Raw genomic sequence first — 13,041 nt, 5'->3', positions numbered from 1 at the left:
CATGACCGGTACCGAGAACTTCCGCATCGAGCACGACACCATGGGCGAGGTACGCGTTCCGGCCTCGGCGCTCTACGGCGCCCAGACCCAACGTGCAGTCGAGAATTTCCCCATCTCCCATCGCCCTCTCGCACCCTCGAACATCCACGCACTCGCGGAGGTGAAGCGCGCCGCTGCACTCACCAACGCCGAGCTCGGTGTTCTCGACAACGACCGCGCGACGGCAATCGCACGAGCAGCCGAGCGCGTGAGCGCAGGTGAGTGTGACGCGCACTTCCCTATCGACGTGTACCAGACGGGCTCGGGCACGAGTTCGAACATGAACATGAACGAAGTGCTCGCCCGTCTCGCAAGCACGGACGCGCTTCTCGTGCACCCGAACGACCACGTCAATGCCTCGCAATCGAGTAACGACACGTTCCCCACCTCGGTGCACCTCGCGGTCACCCGCGACGTCACGGAAAGTCTTGTGCCGGCTCTCGAGGCTCTCAAGGAGGCCCTCGAGCGCAAAGAAGAGGAGTTCGCGAGCGTCGTCAAGAGCGGCCGCACGCACCTCATGGACGCGACCCCGGTCACGCTCGGCCAGGAGTTCGGTGGCTACGCCGCGCAAGTGCGCTACGGAATCGAGCGAGTGACGGCCGCGATCCCCCGCCCCGCCGAGCTCCCGCTTGGTGGAACCGCCGTGGGGACAGGGATCAACACCCCCGCCGGATTCGCTCCCCGTGTGATTGAAATTCTCCGCGAGCGCACGGGCCTTCCACTCACAGAGGCCCGCAACCACTTTGAGGCGCAATCGGCGCGCGATGCGCTCGTGGAGATGAGCGGCACGCTGCGCACGCTCGCGGTGTCACTCACGAAGATCTGCAACGATTTGCGCTGGATGGGCTCGGGCCCCAACACGGGTCTTGGGGAAATTGCGCTCCCCGATCTCCAGCCGGGCAGTTCAATCATGCCCGGGAAGGTCAATCCGGTTGTTCCCGAGGCAGTTCTCATGGTGTGCGCGCGCGTCGTGGGCAATGACGCGGCGATCGCATGGGGTGGTGCACAAGGGGCGTTCGAACTCAACGTCCAGATCCCCCTTATGGGCACGGCGCTTCTGGAATCAATCACGCTTTTGTCGAACTCCGTGCGCGTCCTCGCGACGAAAACGATCGAGGGAATCCGCGCGAACGAGGATCGCGCACGCTTCTTTGCCGAGGCCTCTCCCTCGGTCGTCACGCCTCTCAATAGACTCATTGGGTACGAGAACGCGGCGGCGATCGCGAAGCACGCGGTCGCACATCGCGTTTCCGTTCGAGAAGCGACGATCGCCCTCGGTTACGTCGAGCGCGGCGAGCTCACCGAAGAGCAGCTCGATTCCGCGCTCGACGTGTCGGCGATGACCACTCCCCCGGCCTCACCCCCGGGCGAGTAGCGCGGCTTACGAAATCGGCGCGTCGAGCACGCGGGTCACGAGTTCGGCGACCCTCGAGCGCTCGGAACGCTGCAGCGTCACGTGGGCGAAGAGCTCGTTACCTTTGAGCGCCTCGACCACGGAGGCAACGCCGTCGTATCGACCGACGCGCAGGTTGTCGCGCTGAGCCACGTCGTGAGTGAGCACTACGCGTGAGTTTTGGCCGATTCGCGAAAGCATCGTGAGCAGCACGTTCCGTTCGAGCGACTGCGCCTCGTCAACGATCACGAAGGCGTCGTGGAGAGAGCGGCCTCGAATGTGGGTCAGCGGGAGAACCTCGAGGAGGCCTCGCCCGAGTACCTCATCCACGACCGCGCTGGAGACCATCGAGCCGAGCGTGTCGAACACGGCTTGTGCCCACGGCCCCATCTTGTCGTCGTGGTCGCCGGGGAGATAGCCGAGCTCTTGCCCACCAACCGCGTACAGCGGCCGGAACACCATGATCTTGCGTTGGTGTCGCTTTTCGAGAACGGCCTCGAGCCCCGCGCACAGGGCGAGCGCTGACTTGCCCGTGCCTGCGCGTCCGCCGAGGCTCACGATCGAGAGGTCATCGTCGAGGAGGAGATCAATCGCAATGCGTTGTTCGGCGCTGCGGCCCGTCACCCCAAACACATTGCTATCCCCCGGCACGAGGCGCACGTTGCCGCTGGGAAGCACGCGCGCGAGCGCGGAACCACGAGGAGAGGAAAGTTTGAGGCCCGTGTGGGTGCCAAGCTCGGCAAGCTCCGGGATCTCGATGCCCACGTGTCGCGCGCCGTTCTCTTCACTCCACAGCGCTGCCATCTGCTCTTCGGTGATCTCGGCGGAGGTGATGCCCGTGTACGCACGATCGCGCGCGAGTTCCGCGCGGTACTCCTCGGCTTTCAGTCCCGAGGCGCTCGCCTTAATGCGCATCGGCAGGTCTTTTGAAACGAGCACGACCTCGGCCCCTTCGACCTGGAGGTTTTTCGCCACGGAGAGGATGCGCGTGTCGTTGTCTCCAAGGCGGAAGCCGTCGGGAAGATTCTCGGGGCTCTGGTGGTTGAGTTCAACTCTCAGTGTGCCGCCCTGGGTTCCGAGCGGGAGTGGCTCGGCGAGTGTGCCGTGAGTCTCGCGTAGCTCATCGAGAATGCGCAGGGATTGGCGCGCGAAGTACCCGAGTTCGGAGTGGTGCCGCTTTCCTTCCAGTTCCGTGATCACCACGATCGGGAGCACAACGTGGTGCTCCGCGAATCGAAAGATCGAGTGGGGGTCCGCCAGTACAACGGACGTATCGAGAACATAGGTCAGCGGCGCATTCATGGTCTCTCGCTTTCGAAGTCCTTCCGGTCGCCCGCGACCGGCTATCGCTTCGATCCTTGCACCGCTTTTCGCCGCTCGAGCCGCCTGGCGCGCCGCGCAAGCAAGACGGTCACCGAGCCTTCACCCTCGCGTTACCCGGGGGCGGAGGATCATCCCCTGCAGTGACCGCACACACCTTCGCCTTTAAGCGCCGAAGCGACGCTCCCGGCTCGCGTATTCGTCGAGAGCGGCATCGAAATCGCCGCGCGTGAAGTCTGGCCACAACGCCTCGCAAAACACGAGTTCGGAGTGCACGGATTGCCACAGGAGAAAGCCTGAAAGCCGCTGTTCTCCGGAGGTGCGAATAAGCAGGTCCGGTGCACTTTGACCGGCGGTGGAGAGGTGGGTTCCGACGCTACCTTCGCTCACGGCGGTGCGCAGGCTCGTGAGGTCTCCCCCGCGCGCGATTTCCTCGTCGATGAGGGCGTGGACGGCCTCGATAATCTCGCGCCTGCCGCCGTAGCCAATCGCCAGGTTGACCTCGAAGGGCGAATTCGGCTCCGCTTTCTCGGTCGCACTTTCCACGGAGGTCAGCGCATGGAGTCGCTCGGCGAGGGGGGCGGGCAGCACGCTCTCAGCGCACAGAATACGTAGTGGGTAGCCCTTGTGGGCGACTGCGCGCGCAAGGTCGGTGATGATGTCAAAGAGCTGCGCGAGCTCCGCCTCGGGCCTTCGGAAGTTATCGGTGGAGAGCAACCAAAGCGAGAGGATTTCGACCCCGCTCTCGCGCGCCCAGTCGATGGTGTCGAGAACTACCGTGGCACCGGCGCGGTGCCCTTCGGAGACCTCGAGCCCCTTCGCACGCGCCCATCGCCGATTACCGTCGAGAATGATGCCGACATGGCGCGGCCCGCGCTCCGCTGAAGACGCGGCGGGCGGCGAAGTGTCGGGGTTTCTCGAAGAATTCACGTCCCCCATTGTGACAGGCGTGCACGCTCTCCCGTGCACGCCGCAAAGGATTGCCACGACTCCTTCACAAAAGTGGGGTGAACACGTCAAGATTCACCCGCCGCCGTGACACCTACGTCACCGTAAGTTACGCTACCGTTATGAGCACTGACCAGCGAGATGCGCAGCGAAGCGAGGCAAGCGTCGGAACTTCCAAGACCCCGACCGCCGGTGAAGCTGTTCCCAGCGCCGGCACCGGAACAAGCGTTCCCGAGCTCCTCGGCGCGTACGGCATTCACCTGCCTACTTTGCCGAATAAGCCCAAGCTGCGCGGCATGATCCACCTGGTGGCCTTCCCCGCCGCGCTCATCGCGGGCATGCTCCTCATCGCGACTGGCTCCACCCTCGCCGTGCGGCTCGCAACCGTCGTGTTTATCGTGACCGCTGGCATGCTCTTCGGCGTCTCCGCGACCTACCACCGCGGGACCTGGTCGGTTCAGGGCACGCTCGCGCTCCGGCGCTTCGACCACGCAAACATCTTCCTCATCATCGCCGGTACCTACACCCCGCTCGCCGTCGCGCTCCTCAATCAGCAGGATGCGACCGTGCTCCTCACGGTGTGCTGGGTCGGCGCCCTCATCGGCGTGGCCTTCAGAATCTTCTGGACGAGCGCCCCGCGCTGGCTCTACGTCCCCGCCTACGTCGCCCTCGGCTGGGTCGCAATCTTTTACATGCCTCAGCTCTATGCCGGAGGCGGCGCGGCCGTCATCGCGCTCATCATCGCGGGTGGCGTCGCCTACACGCTCGGCGCGGTTGTCTACGGCACGAAAAAACCCAACCCCTCACCGGCGTGGTTCGGCTTCCACGAAATCTTCCACTCGTTCACGGTTGTGGGTTTCGTATGCCACCTCGTCGCCGTGTGGCTATCGGTCGTCTAAGAACGCTCAGCCTCGTTACGGCTCTCGCCACGCTCGGCTTCCGCTGCTTCCTCCATGCGGCGCCGAACGTTTTCACGAGCACTCGAACGGCGCACACGCCGCGACAAATCGAGCGCGAGGAGCAGCATCGCGACGGCCATCGCAAGAAACACGAAAAAGCCGGGCAGCCCCGGTGTCACCGTCGCGGTCGTCATCTCCTCCATTCCGGGAGGCGTCGTCGCGCCATCGGCAAGGAGAACGACGGGCGAGAAATGCGCGAGAATCATTGGCGAATCCCTTCGAAGAGGTCGGATTCCGGAAGCGTCACGCCGATGCGCGAGTGCCGCAGCTGGAAGTCCTCGGTGGGCCACGCCTCGCGTTTGATCTCATTCGAGACGGCGAAGAAGAACCCATCCGGATCGACCTGCGTCGCGTGCGCGAGAAGCGCAGCATCACGCACTTCAAGATACCGCGAAACGTTGATCCGCGTAGTGATGGGGCGCTGATCGAGGCCTTCAAAGTACTCCATTTGCGCCTCAAAGGGGTTCTCGAGAGCATGCTCGCGCATGTATCTGGCGTACGCGATCATCTGGGCCGGCGGGAACAGCAGCTGATAGTAAATCTTCGCCACGGCCCACGGCTCGCCGAGCTCGGGCATGTAGTTCGGGTCCGCCGCTAGTTCGTAGGCGAGCATGCTGATCTTGTGCGTGTGGATGTGGTCGGGGTGGGGGTAGCCCCCGTTTTCGTCGTAGGTCAGCATGACGTGAGGCCGCAGCTCCCGCACGAGCTTCACGAGAGGACGCGCTGCCTCCTCGGGATCAATGAGAGCAAAGCACCCCTGCGGAAGCGCGGGCAGCGGGTCGCCTTCGGGGAGGCCCGAATCGATGTAGCCGAGCCACACCTGGTTAATTCCCAAGATTTCTCGCGCGCGGTCCATTTCGCGGTGGCGCACGGCGCTCAAATCGGCATTGGCTTCAGGATCGTCCTTGAGGCGCGGGTTGAGAATGTCACCACGCTCGCCGCCCGTACACGTCACAACGGTGACCTCGGCGCCCTCGTCGACATAGCGGGCCATGGTTCCAGCGCCCTTAGAGGACTCATCGTCAGGGTGCGCATGAACGGCCATGAGTCGCAAGCGACACGGGTTTTTCTCGACTTCGGCTTCGGGGTGCCCGCCATGCTTCAAGAGTGCCTTGAAGGTCTCATCGCTCGGTGCGAGCGCGGCTTTCGGCACACCCGTCTCCTCTGGCGCCACGCCTGCGCGGTAGCGCCCCGTCGTCATTACACAAAGTTCACACACGTGAAACAATGTAGGCATGACTTCCCGCGAGCGCACACTTCAAGAACGCTACGGCGTGAGAAATTCCCCGGAAAAACGCCGCTGGGCGCTCGTGGGGACCGTGGTCATCGCCGTGGGCTTCGTCGCAACCGTGATCTGGGTAGCCTTCGCTTTCATTTCCTCGCAAGCAATCAAAACGAACACGCTCTCCTACCGCCACATCAACGACTCTCGCGTCTCGGTGACGTTCTCCGTTAACGCCACTCCCGGCACGGCGCTCGACTGCTCACTCGAAGCCCTCAATTCTGTACGCGCGCAAGTGGGCTACACGGTCGTGCACATTCCACCCCAAACGAATCGCCTGTCAACGCACACCGCCGAGATCACGACGCAGGGAAGCGCCGTGAGCGGGGTCGTGAGGAAATGTGAGGCAGCGCAGCAATAGCGGTCTCAGCAATGATCCCCGAGCAATCGGAGAAGTCTCGAGAGCTGATGGCCGGCCGCGGCACGATTGCCCCTCAATGTGACGCTGTGGCGAGTGCCTCATCTCTTTTCACGTTCGTTCACTGTATACTTGTGTGACCACTGAGACGTGGATTCGGAGCCCATGGCCACCATGGGGTCCGCATTTTTTTTGATCCCAAGGAGAACCATGAGCGAACCCAACCAGGGCACCTGGCTCACTCAGGACGCCTACGACCGCCTCGTCAAGGAACTCGAGCATCTCGAGGGTCCCGGACGCACCGAGGTTGTAGAGCGCATCGCGGCCGCCCGCGACGAGGGCGACCTCAAAGAAAACGGCGGCTACCACGCCGCACGCGAAGAACAGGGCAAACTCGAAGCTCGCATCGCCGAGCTCAAGGCCCTCCTCAAGACCGCTATTGTTGGCGAGACCCCCGCGGACGACGGGATTGTCGAGCCCGGCATGCTGGTCACCATCACGATGGCCGGCAAGGAGCGCACATTCGTGCTTGGCAACCGCGAAATTGCCGAAGGCAAAGACATCGAGGTGTACTCGCCCGAGTCTCCGCTCGGCGCTGCCATCGTTGGCGCTAAGGCCGGGGACACGGTTGACTACACGGCCCCCAACGGCAAGTCGATTCCGATTGAAATTAAGGCCGCAAAGCCGTACACGGTGTGAGCGGCGAAGTCGCCACACGAACGAAGGGCGTGGAGCCTCCCCCTTGGGAGCGCACTCCACGCCCTTTCGCTTTGCGTTCACTCACGAGAGCGACCGCGCTCCAGACCGCGATAAGCTCTCGTCACTATTGCGGCCTGCGTTTTACTTCTGAGGGATGAGTCGCGCGCGTTCCGCGAGAGTCTTCTTTTGCTCCCGTTCACGGGTCTCGAAGTAGGCGATGTTTTTCTCATCGATACCGAGCGAGGGATCGGGGTCGCGGCCGTCAAGGTAGCAGTACAGAGCATTGAGGAACGCGAGAAGCGGAATCGAGAAAAGCGCGCCCGGGATTCCCGCAACAACGGCGCCTGCAGAAACACCGAGGAAGATCGCGAGCGGGTGGAGCTCCACGGCCTTCCCCATGAGGATCGGCTGCAGAATGTTCGATTCAAGCTGCTGCACGAGAATCACGATGCCAAGCATGATGAGCGCGGGGATCCACCCCTGGAGCACGAACACGAGGAGCATAGCGATTGCACCCGACACGATAGCGCCAACGAGCGGAATAAAGCTAAAGAGGAACACGATGAGCCAGATCGGAACGGCGTAGGGAGAAAGCGCGACCGCCGAGCGCCCCATGATGCCGCTCACGATATCGATGCCGACCATACCGAGGGCAATACCCGTCGCGTCGACTGCCGCAACGAGGATTTGCGTGCGGCAGTATGAGGAAAGAGCCTTCCATCCACGGCGAAAAGCCTCGTGCGTCACGTGGCGTGAGTGAGAGGGCACAAAGCCCAGGAACCAGCGCCAGATATTTCCACCGTCGGCGAGGAAGAAGAACAACGCGAAAAGGCACACGAGCACGCCCGTGCCGAGATTGCCCACCGTACTTGCGGCGCTCGAGGCACCGGAGATGATGCTCGAGGAGTTCTTCTGGAGCTGGTCGAGTGCTTCTTGCTGGAGCTTGCCGAGGTCTCCGAGCGAGTCAAGATCGATCTTGAAGTACCCCGTGATGTCGTTCCACAGCTGCGTGAAGCCCGAGACGGCGGCCGTCGCGATTCCGTCCCACGAATCTACGAGCTGGCGGCCAGCGAGCACGAACATTCCCACGACCACCACGATGAGGCCCACGAGAGCGATCGCTGCCGACGCCATGCGTGGAAGGAAAGTGTGGGTCGTGAGAAGCTTGACGAATGGCTGGAGCATCGAGGCGAGCAGGATCGCCACGAGCACACTGATGAAAAGGGTCGAGACCATCCCGAAGCCACTAAAGATGAGCCACAAAGCGCCAATGACGACAATGAAGCGCCAGCTCCACGCCGCCGCGCGGCGCAGCCCCATGGGCAGCTCCTCTACTTCGAGGGGAAGGGCGAGACTTTGCCCCTTGCGGCCGGTGGGCTTTTCGGTGGGAAGATTAACGCGCCTAGGCGGTTGCATATGCACTCCAAACAGGTGGGGCCCGGCGCCCACGGCAGCCGAGACGGAAGAACCACAGCGTATCCTACCGAACGGCCTACAGTCCCTCAATCCGTGAGGCCCCCCTTATGCCACACTGGTGGCATGCGCCAGGAATCGATCTCCGCGACAAACGACCCCCTCCTCTATCCTTGGGAACCGCCAAGCGGCAGCCTTCTTGTGCACAAGATCGAAAGCTCCACGTGGTTCAAGACCAGCCCTCTCAACCCCGTCAAGGAGCGCCGATTCGGCTTTGCAAACGTGCGCTACAACGACGACGTGTGGTCTTTCGACTCACTCGCAAAGCTCAAGCACCAGCCGTGGGCGGAGTTTCGCCACCTCGTTATCGCGGTTGGCTCAAACGCGGCGCCGTCAGTCATGTGCAATAAGTTCTACCAGCGCAACTGGAACGGTTCGGATTTCTTCCCGATCGTGAAGGCCCGTGTCACGAACATGGCGATTGGCTATTTCGCTTCCGTCGCGCCGCGGGGGTATATCGCCGCGACCCCGCTTCAACAAAGGGGTGCGGAGACGATCGTGTGGGCATCGTGGCTCACGACCGACCAGCTCCTTGCACTCAACTCAACCGAACCTGGCTATTCGTGTCGCGAGGTCAGTGCCGAGGACTTTCCACTCGAGATCCTCTCCATCGCCGAAGACGGGAGCGAGGTCGTTGCCGAGCGCCCCGAATCGTTCTACGTGTATGACGCGGATCAGGGGTACATTCTTGACGCCGATACGCGCGAGGCGAAAATCCTCACGACGCAATCGGAAATTTTCGCTTACTTCCGTGAGCTCTCGAAGCGGAGTGAGTACGCGAGCTTCGCCGAGTTCTTCGCCAAAGACGATCGTGAGATCCAAGAGGGCTTCACCTCCCCCGAAGCTATCGCTCGCTTCGAGAAGCTCCTCGTCGAACACGAGCTGCGCGCCCTCCCGAACCTCGCACCCGATGGCGCTATTGCGCATGCACGTGACGGGTATACCGCGTACGCAACAATCCCCTCGCTCGAGCCTCCCGCGTGGGAGGGAAGCGGCCGCACGCCGTGGCTTCGCGTCACCTCGACGCGCGATGACCTCAATCGCTCGCGCGAGACGAAGGTCGTGGCCCACCCGTCGCTTCGCCAAGAAATCGGCACCCACGCCTCGGTCACAACTACCTACCGAAGCTTCCGCAACAACGGTGAACTAGAGACCCGGCCCGGCGTCATCGCCTCCGTTGACTATAGGGACGACGTCCCCGAGGGCACGCTCGAGGCTGACCAGACCATACGTGAATCGCTCGGCATAGGTCTCGGTGAATACGTGCAGCTTGCCCCGGCACGCGTTGCCTCAAATCCCGTTGCGGACGCGGTGTGCCCCACGCGTTACGTCACGGCACGGGTCTACACCGCGGATCATTCGAACATGGAAACGGAGATTGCGCTCGTCGACGCCCTCACGCTTCGACTCCTCGGTATGAAGGATGGCGGTCGACTCGTGATCGAAGGGTGCCCTCACCCGGATGGCCATATTCCTGAGGTGCGTGTGCGCGCGGTAGCGATGAGCGAAGAGGTGCAACGCCGCCACGGCGCTCTCACAAAGTCGAAAACGGGCCTCTACGCGAACCCGACTTCCCACCTTGGTGCGACCTCTGATCTCGCACCGATTCTGCTTGAGAAAAGCCTGCGCAACAGGCTCAACCTCGATTCCTCGCAACTCGGAGTTGTGCGCTTGCGGGCAAGCCGAAAATCGGCCCTCGCCGATGAGCTTCGCGAGCTTATCCTTGTGCTCCTCATCGCATTCATCGGTGTGCTGTCGGTGTTTTCAAACCCGTACCTCGCGGGCATCGTCACGGTCCTCGTACTCCTCGGGGCTTTCGCCCTCACACTCGTGCGGGTGCGCGGCAATATCGGTGCGGAATCCAGGCGCTCCCGGCGAACCTGAATTGCGCCCATTTCCCCCTGTTATGTTTAAGGCATGACTGCGATTGACCCATCGGTCGATAACTCGGCCGTAACATCAGCACTGTCCATGCGTGGCCTGCGCAAATCCTTCGACGGCACCGAGGTCCTCCACGGCGTCTCACTCGAAGTTCCGCGCGGTTCGTTCTACGCAATCGTCGGCCCCAACGGCGCGGGCAAAACAACGGCCCTGTCGATCGCGACAGGCTTGCTCCGCCCCGACGACGGCAGCGCCGAGGTACTCGGGACCGACGTCTGGTCGCACCCGAACGACGCCAAGGCGCAGATGGGCGTTCTCGCGGATGGGCTTCCGACGTTCGACCGGCTCACGGGCCGCGAACTCCTCACATACGTGGGTCTCATCCGCGACATGGACATCGACACGGTGAACACTCGCGCGCAGTCACTCCTCGATGCGCTCGGTCTCGCCGATAGCGAAGGCAAACTCGTCACCGACTACTCAGCCGGCATGACGAAGAAGATCCTGCTCGCGTGCGCGCTCATTCACGCGCCGCGCCTGCTCGTGCTCGACGAGCCACTCGAAGCCGTCGACCCGGTCTCAGCCCACGGCATCCGCACCTTCCTGACCTCGTACGTTGAAGGCGGCGGCACCGTCGTGATCTCGAGCCACGTCATGGAACTCGTCGAGGACCTGTGCACGCACGTTGCCATCATCGCCGATGGCGAAGTGCGCGCCGAGGGCACGATCGACGAGGTTCGCCGTGGCGGCAGCCTCACGGATCGCTTCATTGAAATCGCCGGTGTCGACGAAGCACAGGGGGATCTTTCGTGGCTGAACCAGTAAACGATCAGGCCCCGGCAAGCGTCGGAACCAAAGAGTTTTTCGAAAACCTCGACCGAGAAAGCTCGAGGGCCGCCGACAATGGATCGACGGCAGTGCCAAAGACGACCCCGAGCCTCATGCGATTGCTCCCACGGCTTCAGTGGACGCTGCTCAAGCGCAGTTTCCACAAGAATTGGCCTAAGATCATCGGGCTCGGATTCGCGCTTCTGTACGGTATCGGCGCACTCGTGTTCTTTACGATCGTCATGTCAGGCTTCTTGTTTGCTCCCGCCGACTCGGGGCTTTTTACCCTCGTGATTCGCGCGGTGGGCCTCGGCGCCGTGGTTGTGTGGACCGTCCAGTCACTCTTCCTGTTCGGCGTGGATGACACGCTCTCCCCCGCTCGCTTCGCGCAGTTCGGTCGAGGCCCCAAGGAGCTTTTGAAGCCGATCCTCGTGGCCTCATTTATCTCGGTCGGTTTTCTCTTCACAGCGCTTGCGGCGCTCGTGGCTGTTGTGCTCGAGGCGATTTGGCTCATTGGTGCACTGGTCTCGAACAACGGCGCCGCAATCTCGACGCCGGGTGCCATCATTGCCCTCATCTCTCTCGTCCCCATGACCGCGCTCGGGCTTCTCCTTTGCGTGCTCATTCCACGCGCGATTTTCGCGTGGACCTCGACTATCCGCATCGCGAAGCGTAAGAAGGAACGTCTGCAGGCATTCCTGCTCATTGCCTTCCTCGTCATCGTTTACGGCGCAAACCTCCTTCTCAACTCGGGCGGCGGGATCATGGACGGTCTTGCTCGCCTCGCGGGGCCCGTATACGAATTTCTGCTGTGGACGCCTTTCGGCGCGCCCTTCGCAGTACCCATGGACCTCGCCGAAGGACTGTGGCTCGCCGCGCTCATCCGTTTTGTTCTCACAATCGCCACCATTTGGCTGTTGTGGCAGTGGTGGGGCCTGAGCTTTGCCGAAGGCCAGCTCCAGGCACTCAAGGGCGCGAGCCAGGAGCAAGATGCCAAGATCAAACCTCTCGTACCGCGGTTCCTCAAGCCGGGCCCGCTCGGTGCTTCGGCGGGGCGTTCGCTCAAGTACTGGCGCCGCGATACTCGTTATTCGACGGCGCTCATCATCGCGCCGATCCTCGCAATCTTCATGCTCGCGATGAGCGTCGTCGTCGACGGCAACGCTTTTATGGCGTACTTCGCCGTGGCACTCGTGGCGTGGCTTGCCGGCATCTCGATCAGCAACGAGATCGGCTTCGACGGCCCATCCTCGTGGGTCCACATCGTCGCGGGTATGGACAATCGCGCGAATCTGCTCGGCAGGTATGTCGCTCTCGGTGTTCTCATGCTTCCGCTCGTGGTGATCGTCGCGATCGCGGCTCCGCTCCTCCAATCTCAGCCCCAGTTCATCGTGCTCACGATTCCGGCCTCGCTCGGGTTCGTGGCGAGCTCGTGGGGTGTTTCCCTTCTCACGACGGCGTTCTTTCCTTCTCCCGCGCCTCGACCGGGAACGATGAAAAACTCGAACAGCGGTGGTGGCAGCGGCAACATGTGGATCACGTTCCTCTCGACGTTCGTAGGCACGTGGCTTCCGCTTGCCCCGAGCATCATCCTCATCGTCGTGGGGCTCAAGCTCGTTCCTGGACTTGAATACGCGGGCGCGGTCCTTGCTCTCGTGATCGGCGCCATCACGCTGTACTTCGGCCAGAAGTTCGCGGTGAAGCACCTCGATGCGCACTACGCGGATGAGTTCCAGAAGATCAGGCGTTTCACCAACTAGCCCCCACCTGGATTGCATAGGGGTTGTGGGGGTTTGGTGCACCACAGCGGCGCACCTTTCCCTCACTCCCCTTTCTGGATTGCATAGGGTTTGTGGGGGTT

General features: G+C 62.4%; 12 protein-coding genes. 7 read left to right on the top strand and 5 right to left on the bottom strand.

Annotated features, from left to right (window positions below; translation table 11 throughout):
• Position 1 precedes the first annotated feature (1 nt).
• Positions 2-1,414: a class II fumarate hydratase gene (locus NBW56_RS09020; protein ID WP_250258906.1), complete on the top strand. Its 1,413-nt coding sequence runs from the start codon at positions 2-4 to the stop codon at positions 1,412-1,414.
• 6 nt (positions 1,415-1,420) lie between these two features.
• Here NBW56_RS09020 and phoH2 read toward each other — a convergent pair whose 3' ends face one another.
• Together phoH2 and uppS are read right to left on the bottom strand one after the other, a co-directional pair.
• Complete coding sequence (gene phoH2 / locus NBW56_RS09015; protein WP_239379149.1) at positions 1,421-2,734, bottom strand: RNA 5'-3' helicase PhoH2; 1,314 nt, start codon at positions 2,732-2,734, stop codon at positions 1,421-1,423.
• A 183-nt stretch (positions 2,735-2,917) separates the two neighbouring features.
• The gene (gene uppS, locus NBW56_RS09010) at positions 2,918-3,691 is read right to left on the bottom strand and encodes a polyprenyl diphosphate synthase (RefSeq protein WP_250258920.1); all 774 of its coding nucleotides are present in this window, start codon (positions 3,689-3,691) and stop codon (positions 2,918-2,920) included.
• 131 nt (positions 3,692-3,822) lie between these two features.
• On the opposite strand from uppS, the gene trhA reads away from it, so the two are divergent.
• Positions 3,823-4,599, top strand: coding sequence for a PAQR family membrane homeostasis protein TrhA (gene trhA / locus NBW56_RS09005; protein ID WP_250258905.1), 777 nt, complete (start codon positions 3,823-3,825; stop codon positions 4,597-4,599).
• Here the strand turns inward: trhA and NBW56_RS09000 are convergent.
• Together NBW56_RS09000 and mca are read right to left on the bottom strand one after the other, a co-directional pair.
• A complete protein-coding gene (locus tag NBW56_RS09000; RefSeq protein WP_250258904.1) occupies positions 4,596-4,865 on the bottom strand; it encodes a hypothetical protein in 270 nt (89 codons plus the stop codon). The two genes, trhA and NBW56_RS09000, sit on opposite strands and share 4 nt — an antisense overlap.
• Positions 4,862-5,860 (bottom strand): mycothiol conjugate amidase Mca, encoded by a 999-nt coding sequence (gene mca, locus NBW56_RS08995; protein WP_250258903.1) that lies wholly within the window; start codon positions 5,858-5,860, stop codon positions 4,862-4,864. The genes NBW56_RS09000 and mca overlap by 4 nt, the downstream gene beginning before the upstream one ends.
• 34 nt (positions 5,861-5,894) lie before the next feature.
• On the opposite strand from mca, the gene NBW56_RS08990 reads away from it, so the two are divergent.
• On the top strand, positions 5,895-6,302 hold the full coding sequence (locus tag NBW56_RS08990; RefSeq protein WP_065247432.1) for a DUF4307 domain-containing protein: 408 nt from the start codon (positions 5,895-5,897) through the stop codon (positions 6,300-6,302).
• Positions 6,303-6,509: 207 nt separating this feature from the next.
• Complete coding sequence (greA, locus tag NBW56_RS08985) at positions 6,510-6,998, top strand: transcription elongation factor GreA (protein WP_250258902.1); 489 nt, start codon at positions 6,510-6,512, stop codon at positions 6,996-6,998.
• 141 nt (positions 6,999-7,139) lie between these two features.
• On the opposite strand, the gene NBW56_RS08980 is transcribed toward greA, so the two are convergent.
• Positions 7,140-8,414, bottom strand: a complete 1,275-nt coding sequence (locus NBW56_RS08980) for an AI-2E family transporter (protein WP_250258901.1) — start codon at positions 8,412-8,414, stop codon at positions 7,140-7,142.
• Positions 8,415-8,537: 123 nt separating this feature from the next.
• Here NBW56_RS08980 and NBW56_RS08975 point away from each other — a divergent pair, with 123 nt between their 5' ends.
• Genes NBW56_RS08975 through NBW56_RS08965 form a run of 3 tightly spaced genes read left to right on the top strand, consistent with a single transcriptional unit; the run spans position 8,538 to position 12,940 of the window.
• Positions 8,538-10,355, top strand: a complete 1,818-nt coding sequence (locus NBW56_RS08975) for a hypothetical protein (protein ID WP_250258900.1) — start codon at positions 8,538-8,540, stop codon at positions 10,353-10,355.
• Positions 10,356-10,388: 33 nt separating this feature from the next.
• On the top strand, positions 10,389-11,177 hold the full coding sequence (locus NBW56_RS08970; RefSeq protein WP_250258899.1) for an ABC transporter ATP-binding protein: 789 nt from the start codon (positions 10,389-10,391) through the stop codon (positions 11,175-11,177).
• Complete coding sequence (locus tag NBW56_RS08965; protein WP_250258898.1) at positions 11,162-12,940, top strand: hypothetical protein; 1,779 nt, start codon at positions 11,162-11,164, stop codon at positions 12,938-12,940. Before NBW56_RS08970 ends, NBW56_RS08965 begins: the two co-directional genes overlap by 16 nt.
• Positions 12,941-13,041 lie beyond the last annotated feature (101 nt).

Source organism: Dermabacter sp. Marseille-Q3180, from assembly GCF_940792985.1.
Taxonomy (GTDB): domain Bacteria; phylum Actinomycetota; class Actinomycetes; order Actinomycetales; family Dermabacteraceae; genus Dermabacter; species Dermabacter vaginalis.
This window is presented reverse-complemented; position numbering and strand designations above follow the sequence as displayed.

Excerpts from the sequence above, each read along its gene's own strand:
- trhA (WP_250258905.1), top strand. The coding sequence starts at position 3,823 with ATGAGCACTGACCAGCGAGATGCGCAGCGAAGCGAGGCAAGCGTCGGA.
- greA (WP_250258902.1), top strand. The coding sequence starts at position 6,510 with ATGAGCGAACCCAACCAGGGCACCTGGCTCACTCAGGACGCCTACGAC.
- NBW56_RS08975 (WP_250258900.1), top strand. The coding sequence starts at position 8,538 with ATGCGCCAGGAATCGATCTCCGCGACAAACGACCCCCTCCTCTATCCT.
- uppS (WP_250258920.1), bottom strand. The coding sequence starts at position 3,691 with ATGGGGGACGTGAATTCTTCGAGAAACCCCGACACTTCGCCGCCCGCC.
- NBW56_RS09000 (WP_250258904.1), bottom strand. The coding sequence starts at position 4,865 with ATGATTCTCGCGCATTTCTCGCCCGTCGTTCTCCTTGCCGATGGCGCG.
- NBW56_RS08990 (WP_065247432.1), top strand. The coding sequence starts at position 5,895 with ATGACTTCCCGCGAGCGCACACTTCAAGAACGCTACGGCGTGAGAAAT.
- NBW56_RS09020 (WP_250258906.1), top strand. The coding sequence starts at position 2 with ATGACCGGTACCGAGAACTTCCGCATCGAGCACGACACCATGGGCGAG.
- phoH2 (WP_239379149.1), bottom strand. The coding sequence starts at position 2,734 with ATGAATGCGCCGCTGACCTATGTTCTCGATACGTCCGTTGTACTGGCG.
- NBW56_RS08970 (WP_250258899.1), top strand. The coding sequence starts at position 10,389 with ATGACTGCGATTGACCCATCGGTCGATAACTCGGCCGTAACATCAGCA.
- NBW56_RS08980 (WP_250258901.1), bottom strand. The coding sequence starts at position 8,414 with ATGCAACCGCCTAGGCGCGTTAATCTTCCCACCGAAAAGCCCACCGGC.
- mca (WP_250258903.1), bottom strand. The coding sequence starts at position 5,860 with ATGACGACGGGGCGCTACCGCGCAGGCGTGGCGCCAGAGGAGACGGGT.